This window comes from Thiopseudomonas denitrificans (assembly GCF_002866065.1).
GTDB classification, from domain to species: domain Bacteria; phylum Pseudomonadota; class Gammaproteobacteria; order Pseudomonadales; family Pseudomonadaceae; genus Thiopseudomonas; species Thiopseudomonas denitrificans.
Genome location: NZ_LNJZ01000009.1, coordinates 544,970 through 565,156, shown reverse-complemented (window position 1 = coordinate 565,156; position 20,187 = coordinate 544,970). Strand labels below are relative to the sequence as shown.

Genomic DNA, 20,187 nt, shown 5'->3' with positions numbered 1-20,187 from the left:
AGGAGCAACAGTCATGGCACGTTTTTTCCGTCGTCGCAAGTTCTGCCGTTTCACCGCTGAAGGCGTACAGGAGATCGATTACAAGGATCTCAACACCCTGAAAGCGTACATTTCCGAAACCGGCAAAATTGTACCCAGCCGCATTACCGGCACCAAAGCCAAGTATCAGCGTCAGCTGGCCACCGCCATCAAGCGCGCCCGCTTTCTGGCTCTGCTGCCATACACCGACAGCCACGACCGTTGATTGACGGCTGATCGGAATCGGGATACGGACAGGCATGCGGGCACTCGCCGAGTACATCATGCGTGGTCGCAGGCAGGCCGCCCTTGCGGTTGGCCTGACAGCGGCCCTGCCTTTGCTGTTCTGGCTCAGCGCGGCCGGTGCCAGCCTGGTACTGCTGCGCAAGGGGCTGGCACAGTCTGCCAGCATCATCGCCTGGGCACTGGTCCCGGCGGTGGTCTGGGCGCTGTATGGTGATCCCTATGTACTGCTGGTGATTGGCGGCAGTCTGCTCATGGCCCAGGTGCTGCGCGAGAGTGCATCCTGGCTCAGAGTGCTGTTGGCCAGTCTGGTGGTGGGCCTGGGCTCTGCCTGGGTACTGTCGGTGACCTTTGCCGACTCCATTGACCAGCTGGCCGGCCTGTTGCAAGAAAGCATGCCCGGGCTGTTTGACGAAGCCTGGCAGCAACTGGATGGTGAGGCGCAAGCCCGTCTGCTGGAGCTGCTCAGACCGGTACTGACCGGGCTGATGGCCGCAGTGGCGCAGATGCTGGCTCTGGCCGCACTGGTGGTGGCGCGCTACTGGCAGGCACTGCTGTACAACCCGGGCGGTTTCGGCCAGGAGTTTCGCAGTATCCGTTTGCCGGCGGCCGTTGCAGGCCTGCTGGTGATGGGCATGCTGCTGGCGCCGCGCCTCAGCGCACAGGCTGCAGTGGTCATGCCGCTGTGTGCAATCCCGTTGGGGGTGGCCGGAGTCGCTCTGGTGCATGGCGTGGTGGCACGTTACAACATGGGCCGGTTTCCCCTGATCGGTTTTTATGTGGGGATGTTCCTGTTCGCGCAGCTGCTGTATCCGCTTCTGATCATTTTGGCTCTGGCCGATAGTGTGTTTGATTTTCGTGGGCTCAGGGCGTTGTCCAAAAACAACGCGGGCCCCACGGACAACGGTGAATAATATCTTCAAGAGGTGAGACTCAAATGGAAGTCATCCTGCTGGAAAAAGTCGCAAACCTGGGCAACCTGGGCGACAAAGTATCTGTAAAAGCCGGCTACGGCCGTAACTACCTGCTGCCGCAAGGCAAGGCGACCGCTGCAACTCCGGACAACATTGCCGAGTTTGAAGCCCGCCGTGCCGAGCTGGAGCGCATTGCCGCCGAGAAGCGTGCTGCTGCCGAAGCCCGTGCTGCCCAGCTCAACGAACTGGTAGTGACCATCACTGCCAATGTTGGCGAGGAAGGCAAACTGTTTGGTTCCATTGGTACCCAGGACATCGCTGATGCCCTGACTGCCAGCGGCATCGAAGTGGCCAAGAGCGAAGTGCGTCTGCCGGAAGGCACCATTCGCCAGACCGGCGAGTACGACATCAAGCTGCAGCTGCACTCCGAAGTGGATGCAGAGGTCAAGCTGATCGTTGCAGGCGAAGGCGAATAAGCCACCGCTTGTCCGGTCTTGCGGTAGAAAAAGGCATCTGTCGGTTGGCAGGTGCCTTTTTTGTCTGTGCCGGCGTTACAATGCGGGGCAGCGCATTGTTGCCCGCCGGGCATGAAGAGAAGGTTTTTAACGGCTAGAGTTATGCATGAGATAGAAGTTGCTCCGCAATATGATCTGGAAACCGTGGCACTCAAGGTGCCGCCGCACTCCATCGAGGCGGAACAGGCGGTACTTGGCGGGTTGATGCTGGATAACTACGCCTGGGAGCGTATGGGTGACCAGCTGGTGGATGCGGATTTTTACCGGCATGACCACCGCCTGATCTTTCGTGCGATTTTCACCCTGGCCGAGCGCAATCAGCCGTTTGACGTGGTGACCCTGTCCGAGCATCTCGACAATGAGGGCACCCTGGCCCAGGTGGGCGGCATTGCTTATCTGGGCGAGCTGGCCAGCAACATTCCCTCGGTTGCCAACATCCAGGCCTATGCGCGGATCATCCGTGAACGTTCGACCCTGCGCCAGCTGATTAGCGCCAGTAACGAAATTGCCGACATGGCGTACTCGCCGCAAGGCCGCCAGGGCGAGGAAATTCTCGACGAGGCCGAGCGCAAGATCTTCCAGATCGCCGAATCCCGGCCGAAAACCGGCGGGCCGATTCCGTTGCGGGAAGTGCTGCTGAAAACCGTCGATACCATTGATACGCTGTTTCACAGCGATTCACAGATCACCGGGTTGACCACCGGCTTTGCCGACCTCGATGACAAAACCAGTGGTTTGCAGCCGGCGGACCTGGTGATCGTTGCCGGCCGGCCCTCGATGGGCAAGACCACCTTTGCCATGAACCTGGTGGAAAATGCGGTGATGAACAGCGACAAGACGGTGCTGGTGTTCTCGCTGGAGATGCCGGCGGAGTCGCTGGTCATGCGTATGCTGTCGTCGCTGGGCCGCATCGACCAGAGCAAGGTCCGTTCGGGCAAGCTGGATGATGATGACTGGGCGCGAATGACCTCGACCGTTTCGCTGTTGCAAAGTGCCAAGCTGCATATAGACGATACCGCCGGCATCAGCCCGACGGAAATGCGTGCGCGTACCCGCCGGGTGGCCCGCGAGCACGGAGCCATCGGCCTGATCATGGTCGACTATCTGCAGCTGATGCAGATCGGCGGCAGCGCTGGTGAAAACCGTACCAACGAGATTTCCGAGATTTCGCGCTCGCTGAAGGCGCTGGCCAAGGAGTTCGACTGCCCGGTGGTGGCGCTGTCACAGCTCAACCGCTCGCTCGAGCAACGGCCCAACAAACGCCCGGTCAACTCCGACCTGCGTGAGTCCGGCGCCATCGAGCAGGACGCCGACGTAATCATGTTTGTTTACCGGGACGAGGTCTACCACCCGGAAACCGAACACAAGGGCATTGCCGAGATCATCATCGGCAAGCAGCGTAACGGCCCTATCGGTACCGTACGACTGATGTTCCATGGCCGTTACACCCGCTTCGACAACCTGGCGCCAGGCGAGTACCAGTTCCATGATGACTGAGCCGCTGCGTAGCGGCCGGTTCTTGACCTTGCCGGTGTCGCGCCGGTAACTGGCTGGCTGCGTGTCGCCTGCTGCGGTGGTGCTGTTATTTGCTATAATGTTAGCATGCTAATTACAGGGCGGCTCAATGAAACCTGATCACATCCTGGCCGGCATTGCCCTGATCCTGGCATCCGGCCTGTTACTGGCCAGCCATGATGCCATGACCAAGCATCTGGCCCTGAGCCTGTCCGTGCCGCTGATCCTGTGGGTGCGCTATTGCGTGCAGAGTGTGCTGTTGCCACTTATGTTTGTGCCCAGTCTGGGGCGCAGCCTGTTCCATACTTACCGTCCGGGCTTGCAGCTGCTGCGTGGGGTCAGCCTGCTGGCGGTTGGCGTCCTGATCATTTCCGGCCTGCGTTATATTCCGCTGGCGGAAACCACCGCAGTGATCTTCCTCGCGCCCCTGTTTGTCACCCTGCTGTCGGCGCTGCTACTGCGTGAACAGGTCCGGCAGGTGCAGTGGCTGGCCATAGGGTTGGGTTTGCTGGGGGTTTTGCTGGTGGTGCGGCCTGGTGGTGAACTCTTTGTCTGGCCCATCCTGTACCCGCTGGCAGCTGCCCTGTGCTTTGCTTTTTACCAGCTGCTCACCCGCCTGCTCGCCGGTAAGGATCATCCTGCCACCAGCAATTTTTATTCGGGGCTGGTGGGTGCGGTGTTGCTGACCCCCTTTGCATTGTTGCAGCTGGATACTGTTGGCCAGCTGGCTCCGCTGGACATCGGCATGCTGCTGGGGCTGGGCGTGCTGGCCATGGCCGGGCACATGCTGCTGACGCAGGCGTTCCGCTATGCCACGGCGGCAGTATTGGCGCCTTTCACCTATGGCCAGATCATCAGCGCCTGTGTGGTTGGCTGGATTGCATTCGGCCAGCTGCCGGACGCGCTGGCGCTGGTCGGTGTGGCGGTGATTATTGCCAGCGGGGTGTGGATGGGCTGGCTGCAAATGCGCAGGTGAACGCCGGGTTGCCAGCCGAAACCTTGAGGTATTGCCCTTGCACAAGGGTGCTGTCGGGCAGGGCGGAGTGTGGAGCTTTATCTCGCGGGGCCAGAAACAAAACAGGCCACACAGCCGGCGGGCTGCATGGCCTGTAGTTGTGCCGTGGAGGATCAGGCGTTGCGTTCACGCTCGATGGCGCGGTAGCCGATATCCTTGCGATAGAAGCAGCCTGCCCAGCTGATTTTTTCCGCCAGCCGGTAGGCATTGGCCTGTGCTTGAGCAACGGTATCACCCAGCGCAGTGGCACAGAGCACACGGCCGCCACTGTTGATGATCTGGCCATCCTTGAGGCTGGTGCCGGCCTGGAATACCTTGCCGTCCAGTTTGGCGGCTTCACCCAGCCCGCTGATCACCTGGCCCTTGAGGTAGTCATCAGCCGGGTAGCCGCCAGAGGCCAGCACCACACCGAGGCTTGGGCGCGGGTCCCATTGGGCTTCGATCTTGTCCAGTGCACCGGCCATGGCGCCTTCCAGCAGCAGTACCAGGCTGGATTCCAGGCGGGCCAGGATCGGCTGGGTTTCCGGATCGCCAAAGCGGCAGTTGTACTCGATGATCTGCGGGTTGCCCGCCTTGTCGATCATCAGGCCGGCATACAGGAAGCCGGTGTAGACGTTGCCTTCAGCGGCCATGCCGCGCACGGTCGGGTAGATAATCTGGTCCAGCACCCGCTGATAGACCTCGTCGGTGACCACAGGAGCAGGGGAGTAGGCACCCATGCCGCCGGTGTTGGGGCCGGTATCGCCGTCACCTACCCGCTTGTGGTCCTGGCTGGTGGCCATGGGCAGCACGTTGCCGTTGTGGTCAACCATGACGATGAAGCTGGCTTCTTCGCCGTCGAGGAAGTCCTCGATCACCACCCGTGAACCAGCGTCACCAAAGGCATTGCCGGCCAGCATATCGGTGATCGCGTCTTCAGCTTCCTGCAATGTCATGGCAACAATCACACCCTTGCCGGCAGCCAGGCCGTCGGCCTTGACCACGATGGGGGCGCCGCGCTCGCGTACATAGGCCAGCGCCTGCTCCACGTCGGTGAAGTTGGCGTAGCCGGCGGTAGGAATGTTGTGGCGGGCGAGGAAGTCCTTGGTGAAGGCCTTGGAGCCTTCCAGCTGGGCTGCGGCTTGAGTTGGCCCGTAGATCGGCAGGTTGCGGGCGCGGAAGGCGTCGACCACGCCCGCCACCAGCGGCGCTTCAGGGCCGACGATGGTCAAGGCGACCTGGTTCTGTTCGGCAAAGTCGGCCAGCCGGTCCAGCTCGAGCACGCCGATATTAAGGTTTTCGCACTTGGCTTCGGTGGCGGTACCGGCGTTGCCGGGAGCAACAAATACCTTGGCTACGCGCGGGTCCTGGGCAATTTTCCAGGCCAGGGCGTGCTCGCGTCCGCCGTTACCGATAATCAGAATTTTCATGTAATGACCTCATAAGGGAGGAAGTGCTGAATGACAGGCGCTTGCGCCCGCCACCCGGCTTGTACTTGTCAGTTTGTACTTAATGGCGGAAGTGGCGCATGCCGGTGAATACCATGGCGATGCCGGCCTCGTCGGCGGCGGCGATCACTTCGGCGTCACGCATGGAACCACCGGGCTGGATCACGGCACGGATGCCAACCTTGGCCGCATTATCGATACCGTCGCGGAACGGGAAGAAGGCATCGGACGCCATCACGGCCCCCTCGACTTGCAAACCGGCGTGTTCGGCCTTGATGGCGGCAATGCGCGCGGAGTTGACGCGGCTCATCTGGCCGGCACCAACGCCAACGGTTTGACGGTTTTTGGCGTAGACAATGGCGTTGGACTTGACGAACTTGGCCACTTTCCAGGCAAAGATCAGGTCGTGGATTTCCGCTTCGGTCGGGGCGCGTTGCGTGACCACTTTCAAGTCGTCTGCGGTGATCATGCCGATATCGCGGCTCTGTACCAGCAGGCCACCGTTGACTCGCTTGAAGTCCCAGCCGGCGGCGCGCTGCGCGTCCCACTGGCCGCATTCCAGCAGGCGCACATTGGCCTTGGCGCTGACCACTTCGCGGGCGGCGGCGGAAATTGACGGGGCAATGATGACCTCGACAAACTGGCGCTCGACAATTGCTTGCGCGGTTTCGCCGTCCAGCTCGCGGTTAAAGGCGATGATGCCGCCAAAGGCGGATTCGCTGTCGGTGGCGTAGGCCAGGTCATAGGCCTTGCGGATGCCGCCTTCATTTTCCGGCACCACGGCCACGCCGCAGGGGTTGGCGTGCTTGACGATGACGCAGGCCGGTTTGACGAAGCTTTTCACGCATTCCAGCGCGGCGTCGGTGTCGGCCACGTTATTGAATGACAACTCCTTGCCCTGAATCTGTACCGCAGTGGCAACGCTGGCTTCGACCGGGTTGGCTTCCACGTAGAAGGCGGCGTTCTGGTGCGGGTTTTCGCCGTAGCGCATGTCCTGCGCCTTGATGAACTGGCTGTTGAAGGTCTGCGGGAACAGGCTGCGGCCTTCGGTGGACAGGGTTTGCGCTTGCTGGTCGATGGTGCCCAGATAGTTGGCAATCATGCCGTCGTAGGCGGCGGTGTGCTCAAAGGCTTTCAGCGCCAGGCTGAAGCGCTGGGCGTAGCTCAGGCCGCCGTCTTTCAGGGCGGCAATAATGCCGTCGTAGTCGGCAGTATTGACCACGATGGCTACGTCTTTGTGGTTTTTCGCCGCGCTACGCACCATGGTCGGGCCGCCGATGTCGATGTTCTCGATGGCGTCGGGCAGGGTGCAACCGTCTTTGGCCACGGTCGCGGCAAACGGGTACAGGTTGACCGCCACCAGATCGATCGGCTTGATGCCGTGCTGCTCCATCACTGCACCGTCGATGTCGCGGCGACCGAGGATGCCGCCGTGGATTTTCGGATGCAGGGTCTTGACCCGGCCGTCCATCATCTCGGCAAAGCCAGTGTAGTCGGCCACTTCCACGGCGGGAATGCCGTTGTCGCACAGCAGCTTGAAGGTGCCGCCGGTGGAGAGGATTTCCACGCCCAGTTGATTCAGGGCGCGGGCAAAGTCGACGACGCCGTTTTTGTCGGAAACGCTAATCAGCGCGCGGCGCACGGGGGTCTTGGCAGTTTGGTCAGTCATCAGGTTTTCCAGGTTGAATCAGCTGCGCGGAGCAGCTACAGAGTTACAAGAGGTTGTGTTCTTTGAGTTTCTTGCGCAGGGTGCCACGGTTCAGGCCGAGGATCTCTGCGGCCTTGCTCTGGTTGCCGCCGGTGTATTGCAGGACGGTGGCCAGCAGGGGGGCTTCCACTTCATTGAGGACCAGCTGGTAAACGTTGGTTACCTCGGTGCCATCCAGATGCGTGAAGTAGTTGTGCAGGGTCATTTCCACACAGGTACGCAAGCTCAACGGCTGGCCGGTGGCCGCGCTCGCCGGGCGGTTTGAATGTAGACTCACGATTTTTGTATCCATAGTTTACTGGCGGTGTTCATGCTGCATGTTCAATGCCTTGCGCATGCAAGCGCTCGAACAGCTCATTGACGGCCTGCAATTGCAGACCGGAATTGTCGAGGCTGTTGAAGCGGCTGCGAAATGCGCCGGTATCAGGTAACCATTGCAGGTACCAGGCCAGGTGTTTGCGTGCAATGCGCACGCCCATGACCGGGCCATAGAAAGCGTGCATTCTAGCAAGATGCAGCGTCAGGGTCTCTTGCATTTCGCCCAGCGGTAGCGGTGGCAGCAACTCGCCGCTGGCCAGATAGTGTCCCATCTCGCGGAAAAGCCATGGCCGGCCCCGTGCAGCACGGCCGATCAGCAGGCCATCCGCGCCGGTGTGCTCCAGTACAAAGCGGGCTTTTTGCGGGCTGTCGATGTCGCCATTGGCCAGCACGGGGATGCCGATGGCCTGTTTGACGGCAGCGATGGTGTCGTATTCGGCAACACCGTTAAAACGTTCGGCACGGGTGCGGCCATGGATGGCCAGCGCCTGTATGCCTTCCTGTTCGGCAATGCGGGCGATGCGCAGTGCGTTGCGGTTTTCCGTATCCCAGCCGGTACGGATCTTCAGGGTGACCGGCACCGTCACCGCAGTGACAACGGCGTGCAGGATTTGCGCAACCAGCAGTTCGTCTTTCAGCAATGCCGAGCCGGCAGCCTTGTTGCAGACTTTCTTGGCCGGGCACCCCATGTTGATATCGATGATCTGCGCGCCCAGTGCGACACAGCCGCGTGCAGCCTCGGCCATCTGTTCCGGCTCGGAGCCGGCAATCTGGATCGAGCGTGGTTCCTGGTCATCATCGTTGACCAGGCGCAGGCTGGATTTGCGGCTGTCCCACAGGCGGGTGTCACTGGTAACCATTTCAGCGACTGCCATGCCGGCACCAAAGTGACGGCACAGTTCACGAAACGGACGGTCGCTGATGCCGGCCATGGGGGCCAGAATCAGGTTGTTGGCCAGCCGGACAGTGCCAATGTTCAAAGCGGGCATGCAAACCTCGATAAGTGCGGGCATGGCAGGCGCGGGGTGCGGCTGCCATGGGCGGGATCAGTTGTTGGCGCCGAAGTCATAGTCCATGGCGGTGCTGGGGCCTTGCAGGTAGTGCCCCTGGATGTAGTTGACGCCTGCCTGCCAGAGTACTGACAGGATGCTGGCACTTTCCACGAAAGGCACGATGGTCTGTTTGGCCTGCGCATGCAGGGCGGCCAGTATTTCCTTGAGCGCATCCTGGTTGGCCTGCTCGTGCAGCTCGCCAGTGAAGGAGCCGTCGATTTTCACATAGTCGACATTCAGATGGTTCAGGGTGTTGAACGGGTTGACCGCGCAGCCAAACTGGCCCAGTGCGATCTGGCAGTGCAGGTCGCGCAGGCCGTCGACCAGTTCCTTGGCCTGTTTGAGATGGGTGATGGCGTCGGTTTCACGGATCTGCAGGATCAGCGAGTCGGCGGGCAGCCGGGCGGCCTTGAGCGCCATGGCCAGCCAGGCAAGCAGCGACATGTCCTGCAGGCTGGCACTGGACAGGTGTACGAACAAGGTGGTCTTGTGCCCCTTGGCGCGGTGCTGGGTTAGCAGCTTGATGGCGTTGAGCAACACCCAGCGGTCGATTTTCTCGGCCAGACCGGCGCTGATCGCGGCGTTCAGGAAGTCGTTCGGTGGTACCTCTTCGCCTTGCGGAGTGACCAGGCGCAACAGCACCTCGTACAGCTCGTCATGATCACCCCGCAGGCTGATCACGGGCTGGAACAGCAGACGGAAACCATTGGTTTCCAGCGCGTGCTGAATCATAGCGGTGATATTGCTGCGGTTGGCCGAGGCAGCCAGTTCGTCTGCCGGGTTGTGCACGTGCAGGTGATTGCCTGCGCTGTCTTCTTCGCTGCTGCGCCGTGCACGGTCCAGGGCATCGGCCGGTTTTCCGGTTTTTTCGCTGATGGCGGCCACGCCAATGGACAGGGTGGTTTGTGCGGTACGACCGGAAATTTCAAACAGTTTGCCGGCTACAGTTTTCAGTAATTCCGCCAGCTCCGGTTGATGCTGTTCGGGTGATGCGCCTGATTTGAGGGCACAGAAAACGTTGTCGGCCAGACGTGCCAGCTGGGTGTCCTTGCTCAGGCCCTGGCGGACGGTTTGTGCCAGATCAGCCAGCAGCAGATCAATGCCGGCAATGCCGAGTTCGGTGGTCAACCGGTTGTAGTTGTCGATCTTGATATAGGCCAGGCTGGCGCTCTCGCCGCCATTGACCGCACGCTCGCTGGCTGCACTCAGCAGTTCGAGAAAACGCTGGCGGTTGAACAGGCCGGTGGCCAGATCCTGGCTGCTGATGGCCTTGAGTTTCTGTTCCAGTTCAGCGTTGTCGCTGTCGGTGCGGATCACGACCTGGACGCAGGGCTCACCATCGTACATGGCCGGCGAAAAGCTGATTTTGGCATCAAAGCTCTCGTCGCTGGTGTTGATACCGCTGCACTGGAAGTCTGCCGAATCGGTTTCGCTGCGGTAGTTGCGCAGGAAATCCTTGAAGCCGGCCTGGTCGCCGGGTGCGATCAGGTCGGTCATGGGGGTGCCTTCCAGATCGTCCGGACAGCGATAACCGAACAGCTTGAGGTAGGCGCGGTTGGCATAGATATGCATGCCGTCATGCACATAGGCAATGGCATCGATCGAGCTGTCGAGCAGCAATTGGCAACGTTTTTCAGCTTCGTGCAAGGCCGCTTCTGCCGCGCGACGCGCACGGCGTTCCTGCAGGCTGGTCAGTTCGCGCTGCGCCACCATCAGCAGGTGCTGGTCTTCGCCGCGGGGAACGGCATCCTGGGCGCCCTGTTGCAGCGCTTCGACTATCAGGTCGGAGTCGGGCTCGGCGACGATCTGGATAAAAGACAGGTCGCGCTCGGTTTTCTGCAGCATGCGCATGGCGGTCAATGGTGGCAACAGTTCGCAGTCGAACGCTGCAATGCACAGGTCCCAGGGCTTGCCCAGGGCCTCCGACAGGGACTCCGGATTGCCCGCCCGGTGTACCCGGGTGGGCAGGCCGGCGTTGCGAAACAGGCTGACAATGCGTTCGGCCTCGTTTTGCGAGTCTTCAAGAATCAGTAGTCGTACCGCTTTGCGTTCAATAGCCATAAATACCGTTTGCACATCACAGCCAGGCCGCATGGCAAGCAACAGGTGCAGTGGCGTGTGCCGGTTTGCCCCTGTCATTGCCGGGCCTGCTGTGCTGTGGCCGTCTCTAGAATCTGGGTTATAAATGATCCCACAGGGAGGTGAAATCCTCGGGGTCGTTCACTTTAGCATGATCACCGGCACCAGGTGCAGGACTTGCCGTCGCCGGACTTTGGTTTTTCGTTGCCGCCTTGACCGTAACATATTCGAACAGGCTGCAGCTGGCAGTTTGCTCTACCTGCCGGCCGAGGATGATCCGGGTCTCTTCTCCCAGGGTGTTCAGTGTGACGGTGCAGCCTTCCCGGAAAGGAATTCTGGCAGTAATGATCTGGGCCGGGCGTGCTATGCCGCTGATTGCGGGCACTTGCAGGGCGCGTAAATAGTCGCTGGCCGCCTTGCCCGAGCGCAGCAGCCGGGCAGCGCAGGGCGCGGCACGATGTGCCATGATCTCGACGCCGATTTGTGCTCCGGTCTGGTCGTTCTGGCGAATCCAGCGAATGGTGGCAACCGACCAGTCATGTGAAGCGTCCTTGCGCACGGCAAGAATATCGCCGGTTTGCAGGTTGGCGGGGGCCTGCACCGGCCATTCCAGGCAATAACCGCCGGGGCTCCGGTTGACAATGCGGGCTTCCAGGACCGGATACAGCGCTGCATTGTGCTGGCGGAGCTTCTCTCTGGTCTGTTCTTCCTCTTCGCGCGCCAGCTCGGCCTGTTTCTTGGGCGGAATATAGTGGATCTCGCCATTGAATGATGTGCCGTCAGGGAGCACGTCAGCCGCTTGCGCCCAGATGTCCTGCTCAATGCCGCCAGTGTCAGTGGACAATTCGAGAGTGGTCGTTGCCGCCGGCAGGTTGAGGGTTTCTTCAAAGGGCGTGTTGCCCGATAGCTGATAGTGAACCGAGCTCATGCCCAGCACCAGCTGGAGTGTTTCGGTGGAGGTGGTGCGCGGGAAACCACGCTTGGCAATGTTGCCCCAGGCACATGCCAGCAGTTGCAGCAGTGAAGAAGATACTCCTGGGTCAATCAGCGGGCTGGGTTGTTGTTCGCTGTCGGGCTGCCGGGCCGACAGGGTTGTCAGGATGGCATCCGTCAGGCGGCTGGTGTTTAACCCCAGGATATGGCTGCGACCGGCAAGGTTCAGTAGCGCCCGGTAACGCGGAACCGTATCGGTTGTCAACGCAACGGCAAACAGCGAATCCGCTTGTTCAATATCCTGCAGGATGGCCAGCCGGCTCCAGCGGGGCAGGGCATCCACCAGCGTCTTGATGTCGGACTGGCGCATCTGGTTGGCCGGGGCGCAGCCCAGCAACAGTGAGCAGCAGTAGGCCTGCTCCAGCGTCAGCTCCTCGCCCGGGCTCAGTAGCGGGTCCTTGACTTTCTGTTTCTGCAGGCCGTAATGGGCTGTCAGGCGGTACATCTGGTGGGCTTCAAACCAGAGCCCCCGGGGTACATTGCGGTAGGTCAGGTGGGCGCGGGCCAGGGAGGTAAACAACCCGTGCAGGGTGCGCTGAATGGCAAGCGCCAGCAGGCCGCTTTTTTTACCCTGCAGGTCTGCCGCGGCCTGCTTGTAGCCGCTGGTCAGGTGGTTCTGCAGGGTATGGCACAGCGTGGCGACCTTGTTGGCGCGGGCGTTGAGAATCACGCTGTTGAGTAGATGGTTTGTTTCCAGCTGCTTGGTGATCAGGGCAACTTCCGGGCGCAGCTGCTCCAGTAACTGGATACGCAGCTCCGGAGCCGCCTGCAGACGGCTCAGTTCGTTCAGGGCCATATAGAGCTGGCGGGAATATTCGCCAGTATTGGCTTTGGGCAAGCTGCGCAACCAGGCGGCCAGGTCACGTGCTGTCGTTTTGCAAAACGACAGCTGGCGCGTAACGGCAGCCGGAGCGGCACCTTGTGATACCAGCGCGGATTGTTGATTCATGGTCGGAACCGCCTCTTCCAGATTCGGTTGATCACCAGTTTAAGGCAAAACGCCATCTTCGTGCACAGACATGCTCCGGTTTATTGCCAGGCATATCAACGCGGGCCCTGTTTGTCCGCTCCGGTAGCGGGCATGGTGCCAGGATCGACAGAAACCTGTTGCCAGACAATGGCAATCATCAGGCCCCGGTTACGGCAGCGTGCAGCTGGCCCATGGCCTGCCCCATGCTGACGGCCGACCCCTCCTGCAGGGTTTCACTCCAGGAAGCAACCTCCGGGCCAAACAGGACGATGGCGGTGGAACCCAGCTTGAACAGCCCCATCTCCTCGCCCTTGGCCAGGCTGACCGGCTGGCGGCCGGCCTCGCTGTAGTCATGGACTTGCAGGCGGCGACGGGCCGGTGCCACTTCGCCGGCCCAGGCGGTTTCGATGCTGGCGACAATCATGGCACCCACCAGTACCACGGCCATGGGGCCGGCTGCCGTGTCAAAAATGCAAACTACCCGTTCGTTGCGGGCAAACAGGGCGGGCACGTTCTCTGCCGTGGTCCGGTTGACGGAAAACAGCTTGCCCGGCACATACACCATCTCTTTCAGGGTGCCGGCCAGCGGCATGTGTACCCGGTGGTAATCCCGGGGCGACAGGTAAATGGTGGCAAACTGGCCGTCCTGGAAAGGTTTGGCCCGCTCGCTGTCACCGCCCAGCAATTCGTACAGGCTGTAGTCGTGGCCCTTGGCCTGGAAGATCCGGCCGTGCTCGATGGCACCGAGCTGACTGATGGCTCCGTCGGCGGGGCTGACAATGCTGGCGCTGTTGTCGTCAACCGGACGTGCGCCGTCCACCAGGGTACGGGTGAAAAAATCGTTGAAATGCAGATAGTCTTCCGGCTGCTGGCGCACAGCCTGGCCCATGTCGACGTTGTAGCGCTTGATGAACCAGCCGATCAGCGCATTCTTGAAACCGCTGTGCCGACAGTTGGCGACACAGCCGATCAGGCGTGACAGGGTGTGGTGGGGCAGCAGGTATTGCAGGATGATGAAAATGCGTTGGCTAAGGGTCATGCTTGGTCCTTGTCAGGAGATAATGCCGGCCGGGCCGGTCATGTATTTTTTTGTCCGGGCAGGCTTTTGAGATGGGCAAGCCAGTCGGGATTGAGTTCGGGTTGTTCCAGCTCAAGCTGCATGGCAGTCATGGCATCGGCGTGCAGGTTCATTTCCTGCACCAGGTCGCTGGCCCCGCTGGAGTTGCCATCCAGCTGGTGCATCTGGTGCAGCGCCAGGTGATAAAAGCGCAGCAGCAGCATGGCTTGCGGGTCGTGCCGGGCCACGGCAGCCTTCAGCTGGTGCATCTGGTTGGTGATGCTCATCAGGCTGCGTTTCAGGCGCCAGCCATATACCGAGGCATCCATCCACTGTTGCTTGCGAAACAGGCCGCCAACCAGCGCTGCCGTCAGCAGCAGGCCCAGGATCACGCCGGTCAGGTTCCATTTGAAGTTGTCGCCGGCACTGTCTCCGAAAAAACTGACCAGAAGTGTGGACAACAGCATTGCCGACAGCGCAAAGACCACAATGATGCGGATTGATGCTTTGCGGGTCGCCGCACGGAATGCTTCGGGATTGCGCTCTTCCAGGCGGAAGGCGGGGGTGGGGTTTAGGGTCGCTTTCATGGAGAAGAGAATGGATGGCTTAAAGCGGGGCATGATAGCAGAAAACCCGTGAATAACAGAAAGGTATGGAAAAGCGCTTGACGGCCCTGATTTAATCCCTATAATGGCCGGCGCGGGATGGAGCAGTCTGGTAGCTCGTCGGGCTCATAACCCGAAGGTCGTAGGTTCAAATCCTGCTCCCGCAACCAGACAAAACAAAGGCGAATCAGTGACTTACTGATTCGCCTTTTTTGTTTCTGACTTCTCGAAAACTCTCTGTGACAGTTCTGTGACGCCTGTGTGCCCCCCACATCAGGTACTCCAGATCCCCCGAAAATGACCTTAAAGCTTTTCCTGATCAACAGGATCCCAAAGCGCTGAACTGCACTCAAAGACGGCTGCCCAACTGCTTTCTGTGCCACTGCAAATACGGCTCATGCCGTGGCTCGATACGGCGCAGATTCAGTTCGGTCGTCACTCCAATAGTCTGCAGCTGCACAGCCTCCAGGGCATTGGCAAACATGATTTTGCCTTGTGCGTCAAAGCTGATCAGAAAGCGGTCAAACAACGCGTCCAAGTGGGCTGCCAGCAAAAAGCCGTTGAACACATCAAGCCGCTCGGCATCGCTGGCGCACTCTGCCCAGGGCTTGGCGTGACTGGCACGCAGCAGTTCGGGAATGTGGATGCCGGTTACTGCACAGGCACCATCCCAGTAATCCAGCATGGCATTGCGGTATTTGTCCTGGCCAATACGCTGGCGCACCAGACGCTCAACCTCGGTGCCATGTAAATGTTGTGGCAGCTGCCCAAGCTCTGCCGCCAGTTCGTTTTGGTAGTCATCCGCCGCCTGGCTGGGTAACGAGCGAGACAGCGCAGCAGCGCGGCTTAAAAACGCATGCAGACGGGATTCATCCGCGCACTGAAAAGTTTCCTGCGGCACGCCCCCAGCAAACTCCCGCTCAAGCTCATGCCGCAGCGCCTGTGTACCCAGCAGTACCTCAACCTGATAGCCGCCCGACTCGCTGGCAATACGCAGGCTGGACGTATGCCGCGCCGAGCTGAGCATTACTGCCTGCCCAGCCTGCTCAACAGCATTTTCAAAGCCGTTGTCGTAACCGGCTTTGGCGATCAGGGTGGCGTGTAGCGGATTCACAATCAAAGCTCCTGGTTACAGCGGGATGGTGCCGATATTTTTCTTAAGTAGCGCTTGAGTGCGTGGTCGCCCGGTGGCAGACGTTTCAAAGCCCAGCCCATAACGGTAAATTTCAGGCACATACAGGCGATCATCAGCGTGTTTGCTGTCCATGTCTTCGTAAATTACGCCCAGGTCTTTCAGGGATTTCAGCGCTTTTGAGTCGAGCCCTACTTGTTCGGCGCTGAATGGAACCTTGATGTTACGTAGCGATTGAGCCTCCATGTCGTCAACCCAGTTACGCAGCACACTAATTTCCGCCTTGGCTTCGTCAACCTTTTCACTGCTACAAAAGCTGATGGCTTTACGCATGGATTCAGGAGCAAGCAACCGGTCATTCCAGCTTTGCCCTGTGCGACCTTTTTCAATTTCAGCAGCAAACTTCAAAAAGCGCACCAGGTCACGGGCTTGCACGTTGCCCTTCAGGTCGCACAGCGCTGCATACACCCAGCGTGCCGAGAGGGCTTCCTTGGATTTTTCCGAGCCGAGTTTTTTGCCCCAAAGTCGCTCCAGCTCACGCTTGAGCTCTTCAAGGCCAAGGGCTTCTGCCGGTTTGTGTTGCTGATACAGGCCAGTCTGGCAGCTCAGCATGTAAGCCAGCCGCAAAAAGCTTTCTGCGTTCCAGTGCAGGCGGAACGGCTCATAGCGGCTCAGCATCTGGGCAAAGTTTTGCCTGACGACATCCTGCACATAGTCCACCCGTACAAACACGATTACACCCAGGTGTGAATCGGCCAGTTCCTTGATGCGGTTAGGCAGTTTCAGCAAAGATTCAATGGCTGCATTGGCCGGCTCCTTGCCGGCTTCAGTGAAAGCATCCTCGATACCGTCAAAGGCCAGCACCAGGCGTTTATTTTGGGCGCGTAGCAGATTGTTCAGCGCATCCAGTCCACCCGATTGCACGCCAAACTGACGGGTTATTACCTCGTCCCAGAAGTCATCCCAATGGGAAGGCGGAGTCTGCAGCTTTGTCTTGATTTGCCTGTCAAGATGGCTGGCAGCAAACAGGTCGCTATCAGGCAGGCTCAGTTCCTGCAAGGCATGAGCTTGAGCCATGCGGATTTCCCCATCCGAGTCATGGCCGATATTGGTAGACCACAACACCGGAAAAACAGAGGCATCCAGCGTATCGGCAGGTTCAAAACCCAGCTTGGCCAGAAACGCCGGCCAGTTTTCGCTGTGTACCAACTGGCGAAAGGTAAATGTCTTGCCTGCGCCTTTGGCGCCAATCATCAAAGTGGCGGGCAGTTCTTTGGCAAAGTGCTTGCCCAAATTAAGTAATGGTTCAATCGCCAAGAGGTGTCCCAGATCCGAGCCCTCGGCAAAGGCCGCTTTTTTACACACCTCGTGCAACTCGTTAGCCAGTTGCTGACGGTTTGGACCCTCCAGTGCGTGAGGTTTTGTGCTATCAAGCGGCAAGGCGGTCTGCACCGCATACAGCGCCTGCGCCCAGTCCATGGCATCAGCAAACAGTGGAGTGGACTCTTTCAGGCGGCGCAGTGCTTCTTCCAGCGAGCCGATCGACATCAGGCTGTTATTGAAATCGGCCTCCAGCCACTGAATTTGCTGTACCAAGGGGTCAGATGTGGGATAGGCCGCACCCAGCAGTTCGCGTGCATTCTGGTAATGCTCCATCTTGCGCAACTCGTCGGTCAGCAAACTCAGTATTACGGTAGGTCGCGCCCGCTCCTGCATGGTTTCATCCAGCCGACTGTTATAGGCATACAGGCGGCGCAAAACCTCGGCCATGCCAAACACCGACTGGGGCGCAACCGTGGTCACAAAAAAATGGTCAATTCGCGGGTCAAACAACAGCGGGCTGGCCAGCTCGCTCAAGCCGGCACGCAGGTCGATAAACACGGCATCCACACCCAAGCGTTGGCCCAGCGCATGCAAATGATCCGTCAGCTGCCAGGGATTGGCCGGGTTGCGTGCCAGATGCTCGGGCGCAACCGGCATGTCCTGAATTTCACTCAAGTGCAGCGCCGCAGGCAACACAAACACCTCGCGCTCCAGCCCGCTAACGCTATAAGAAGTCTTTTTCAATTCGTTGGCAAAATAGTCCAGCACATCGTCTACGCCGGTTGGCGGATAGTGCAAGGCCTCCAGTAACTGCACAAAGGACACATCAGGCTTGTTGGAGGTTTCCAGCCAGAAGCTAACGCCGGGCGCTTCCAGGTCGGCATCAATCACCAAAATCTTCTTGGGGCCGCTGGTGGGTTCGGCAAAACAGGCTGCCACATAGGTCATCAGGGCGCTGGTGCGCCCAACGCCACCTTTAAACGAATGGAAAGACACCAAATCCGGCCCGGTTTTCAGGCTCTCGGGCGCTATCTTGTTAGTACCTGCATAGCTGCTAGCGTCAGGTTCGGCTATCTGATTGTCTGCGTCTTCCTGCGAATCAATACCGGCTAGATAAACCACATCCTTCCACAGCGGATAACCAGCCGCCGGTGCGGGCTGCATGGCATCATCCTGAATCAGGGTAACCGGATAGCGACTGCTGCCGATTTTTAGCTGGATGTCCCGTTGTTCTTTGCTGTACAGGCGGCCAAAAACCCCTTGCAGCCAGTCATCCACCACCGCCTCGTCAGCGCTGTAGTAAACATCCATGCCGGAAGCAAAGCAGTCCACGGCCACAACGCCCACCGGCATCTGGTTCCACAGGTGGGTGACTTGCTTGAGGCTGCGCTCAACGTCCAGCCAGGTCAGCAAACGCATGGACGAATAATGGGGTGTATTCATTGCAGCTCTCCGTTGATCCATTCCATAACCTGCTCCAACTGTTGTTCGCAGGCGGTATCGTTTGGCAACTGGCACATTCCGCCATAACGCCAGGCCTGGTGCAGAATATCTGCGCCGCCATTACGTGGAATTGTCTGATTGTGCGTATCTTTCACTGCCGGCAGCTGAACGTGCTGGGGCAAGCTTAACCCTTTTCCAGCCTTGAGCTGATCCAGCGTTCTGGACAGGTCGTGCCCCGTTTGCTGGATGTCTTCTTTGGTAAAAAGCGTCTGATTTTTACGTTTCAGCCAGACAGCTTTTAGCCCACACTCCACCGCGTAAAACAACAGCAGCCGGTGCGCATTGTTGCGGCCTTGATTTGCCAGCGGCAAGGCTGTTTGCCGCAGCTGGCGCCAGGCGCGGGTTAGTTCACGATCGGTGAAGGGGATGCTCATTGTTACTCCAATATGCCCTGATTCTTCTCCCAGTCCACCCGGTTCCACTCCAGCGGGCGACGGCTCCAGTGTTCTTCGATGCTTTGCACAAAACCGGCGCGTACCAGCTTGGCGCGTTGCTCGTTCCGGTCTGTCGGATAAGCAGCAGGCTTTGGATCAGGCTGGACTTTCCCGATGAATTAGTGCCCAGCAGCAGAGTAATCGGAGCAAGTCGCACAGGCCCCGTGCTGCGCCAGATCTTGAAGTTCTCCAGCTTAAGATGAGTCAACATACGGCACTACTCTCCTTCCAAGTCGGTAACAGCAGGTGACTTAACATGCTTGAAAGCCGCATCTATTGCTGCTTGTGTTCTTTGGATAATATCCTTTCTGACCCGAATCTTGCTTCCTTCCTCCACGCGCGGGAGTCGCTCAATGCTGAAGTCAAAGACCGTCCCAGAGTAATTATCGTCTCTTGACGTTTTTCCAGAAAAAGCAAATTCAATGCCGCAGTCGCCAGCGCTTGCACCGAATTTGAAGGCATAGGTAGCCGTCATTTTTATCAGATAGTAGTACTGATAATAGCTTTCCTCCTTGAGAAGAAAGATTTTTCCAAGATCACTTCCTTTTATTTGTACCTTGTTGACATGCCCATCCATCCACTCAATTCTCTCCTCTTTTGGTAGCGCCCCTGCCTCTTGATCTCGAATAATTTCGAAGTTTCCAATCTCTTTGAAGGAGAACTCGGCTGTATTGACAGATGTCAATTGCAGAAAAAATCTGATCCGCTCATTGTTCGTGAAATCATCAAACAAAATTGACTCTGGCTTTTCATCCGTGGTAATGCCTTTTGATTTATAGAATTTTCCGATAGCGCCGGTGATAGCATCATTGAGCTTATTGGTATCTTGTGATGTTCTGGATTTGTTGACTTCAATTTCCAAGTCATTATCGGCTTGCTTAAGAAGAACTTCGCCTGGGTAAGTGATTTCTCGGTTTATCCAGTCCTTGCTGAAGTCGAGCACTCGTACGGAGTATGTGATTCTTACGTTTCCGTCGGGATCAACCGAGAGAGCTGGTTCAGAAGCAAACTCCCGATCATCCCCTAGCTTGATACCCTCTATCACCGATTCAAAATTATTTTGAATTTCCGTTTTCCAATCGGAATCTGAGGCTGTCAGTTTAAACTTGCTAGATGAGTATTTCTTTCCAGATTCACGAACGAATGATTTTTCGACAAGGTTCGTGAACTCATTTGGAGTTAAAAGGCAGGCGCTCAACAGTGGTACGGTTTCGGACTTTTCACCGCTACCAATAAATATGCCCTTTTCCCTCAGTGTTTCAGTAATTTCGCCATTACTGATGTGATCGCTATTGAGTAGTACTCTTAAACGATCTCCCCAGAGCATGGCCCGTTCATAATCAAATTGCTTAGCCGGATTATCCAT

17 protein-coding genes and 1 tRNA gene are annotated in these 20,187 nt (G+C 58.5%); 6 read left to right on the top strand and 12 right to left on the bottom strand.

The genetic code is table 11. The annotated features are described in order from the left end of the window. The first annotated feature begins 13 nt into the window (after nucleotides 1-13). From rpsR to AR306_RS11805, 5 genes are all read left to right on the top strand, one after another. Nucleotides 14-244, top strand: a complete 231-nt coding sequence (gene rpsR, locus AR306_RS11825) for a 30S ribosomal protein S18 (RefSeq protein ID WP_101497749.1) — start codon at nucleotides 14-16, stop codon at nucleotides 242-244. Nucleotides 245-278: 34 nt separating this feature from the next. Continuing rightward, nucleotides 279-1,175, top strand: coding sequence for a YybS family protein (locus AR306_RS11820; RefSeq protein WP_101497748.1), 897 nt, complete (start codon nucleotides 279-281; stop codon nucleotides 1,173-1,175). A 23-nt stretch (nucleotides 1,176-1,198) separates the two neighbouring features. Beyond that, the gene (gene rplI, locus AR306_RS11815) at nucleotides 1,199-1,651 is read left to right on the top strand and encodes a 50S ribosomal protein L9 (RefSeq protein ID WP_101497747.1); all 453 of its coding nucleotides are present in this window, start codon (nucleotides 1,199-1,201) and stop codon (nucleotides 1,649-1,651) included. Between the two features lie 141 nt (nucleotides 1,652-1,792). Further along, the gene (dnaB, locus tag AR306_RS11810; protein ID WP_101497746.1) at nucleotides 1,793-3,187 is read left to right on the top strand and encodes a replicative DNA helicase; all 1,395 of its coding nucleotides are present in this window, start codon (nucleotides 1,793-1,795) and stop codon (nucleotides 3,185-3,187) included. Between the two features lie 127 nt (nucleotides 3,188-3,314). Then, a complete protein-coding gene (locus tag AR306_RS11805; RefSeq protein ID WP_101497745.1) occupies nucleotides 3,315-4,181 on the top strand; it encodes a DMT family transporter in 867 nt (288 codons plus the stop codon). Nucleotides 4,182-4,333: 152 nt separating this feature from the next. Here the strand turns inward: AR306_RS11805 and purD are convergent, their stop codons facing one another. The 8 genes from purD to AR306_RS11765 all read right to left on the bottom strand — a co-directional run bounded on the left by purD (nucleotide 4,334) and on the right by AR306_RS11765 (nucleotide 14,411). After that, nucleotides 4,334-5,629: a phosphoribosylamine--glycine ligase gene (gene purD, locus AR306_RS11800; protein ID WP_101497744.1), complete on the bottom strand. Its 1,296-nt coding sequence runs from the start codon at nucleotides 5,627-5,629 to the stop codon at nucleotides 4,334-4,336. Nucleotides 5,630-5,708: 79 nt separating this feature from the next. After that, complete coding sequence (gene purH / locus AR306_RS11795) at nucleotides 5,709-7,316, bottom strand: bifunctional phosphoribosylaminoimidazolecarboxamide formyltransferase/IMP cyclohydrolase (RefSeq protein WP_101497743.1); 1,608 nt, start codon at nucleotides 7,314-7,316, stop codon at nucleotides 5,709-5,711. 43 nt (nucleotides 7,317-7,359) lie between these two features. Continuing rightward, nucleotides 7,360-7,647 carry a DNA-binding transcriptional regulator Fis gene (gene fis, locus AR306_RS11790; RefSeq protein ID WP_101497742.1) on the bottom strand — a complete coding sequence of 96 codons (288 nt, stop codon included), beginning with the start codon at nucleotides 7,645-7,647 and terminating at the stop codon, nucleotides 7,360-7,362. A 16-nt stretch (nucleotides 7,648-7,663) separates the two neighbouring features. Then, complete coding sequence (gene dusB, locus AR306_RS11785; protein ID WP_101497741.1) at nucleotides 7,664-8,662, bottom strand: tRNA dihydrouridine synthase DusB; 999 nt, start codon at nucleotides 8,660-8,662, stop codon at nucleotides 7,664-7,666. A gap of 57 nt (nucleotides 8,663-8,719) precedes the next feature. Next, nucleotides 8,720-10,786, bottom strand: coding sequence for an EAL domain-containing response regulator (locus AR306_RS11780; RefSeq protein ID WP_101498021.1), 2,067 nt, complete (start codon nucleotides 10,784-10,786; stop codon nucleotides 8,720-8,722). A 118-nt stretch (nucleotides 10,787-10,904) separates the two neighbouring features. Continuing rightward, nucleotides 10,905-12,746, bottom strand: coding sequence for a molecular chaperone (locus tag AR306_RS11775; RefSeq protein WP_101497740.1), 1,842 nt, complete (start codon nucleotides 12,744-12,746; stop codon nucleotides 10,905-10,907). 178 nt (nucleotides 12,747-12,924) lie between these two features. Further along, nucleotides 12,925-13,806, bottom strand: a complete 882-nt coding sequence (gene asd, locus AR306_RS11770; protein ID WP_101497739.1) for an archaetidylserine decarboxylase — start codon at nucleotides 13,804-13,806, stop codon at nucleotides 12,925-12,927. 38 nt (nucleotides 13,807-13,844) lie between these two features. Next, on the bottom strand, nucleotides 13,845-14,411 hold the full coding sequence (locus AR306_RS11765) for a DUF3087 family protein (RefSeq protein WP_101497738.1): 567 nt from the start codon (nucleotides 14,409-14,411) through the stop codon (nucleotides 13,845-13,847). A 111-nt stretch (nucleotides 14,412-14,522) separates the two neighbouring features. Here AR306_RS11765 and AR306_RS11760 point away from each other — a divergent pair. Further along, nucleotides 14,523-14,599 (top strand) — tRNA-Met (locus AR306_RS11760). A 179-nt stretch (nucleotides 14,600-14,778) separates the two neighbouring features. Here AR306_RS11760 and AR306_RS11755 read toward each other — a convergent pair. The 4 genes from AR306_RS11755 to gapS4b all read right to left on the bottom strand — a co-directional run bounded on the left by AR306_RS11755 (nucleotide 14,779) and on the right by gapS4b (nucleotide 20,187). Next, on the bottom strand, nucleotides 14,779-15,543 hold the full coding sequence (locus AR306_RS11755) for an HNH endonuclease (protein WP_101497737.1): 765 nt from the start codon (nucleotides 15,541-15,543) through the stop codon (nucleotides 14,779-14,781). Between the two features lie 15 nt (nucleotides 15,544-15,558). Beyond that, complete coding sequence (locus AR306_RS11750; protein WP_101497736.1) at nucleotides 15,559-18,327, bottom strand: KGGVGR-motif variant AAA ATPase; 2,769 nt, start codon at nucleotides 18,325-18,327, stop codon at nucleotides 15,559-15,561. After that, nucleotides 18,324-18,761: a hypothetical protein gene (locus tag AR306_RS11745; RefSeq protein ID WP_101497735.1), complete on the bottom strand. Its 438-nt coding sequence runs from the start codon at nucleotides 18,759-18,761 to the stop codon at nucleotides 18,324-18,326. Before AR306_RS11745 ends, AR306_RS11750 begins: the two co-directional genes overlap by 4 nt. Nucleotides 18,762-19,038: 277 nt before the next feature. After that, on the bottom strand, nucleotides 19,039-20,187 hold the full coding sequence (gapS4b, locus tag AR306_RS11735) for a GapS4b family protein (protein WP_101497734.1): 1,149 nt from the start codon (nucleotides 20,185-20,187) through the stop codon (nucleotides 19,039-19,041).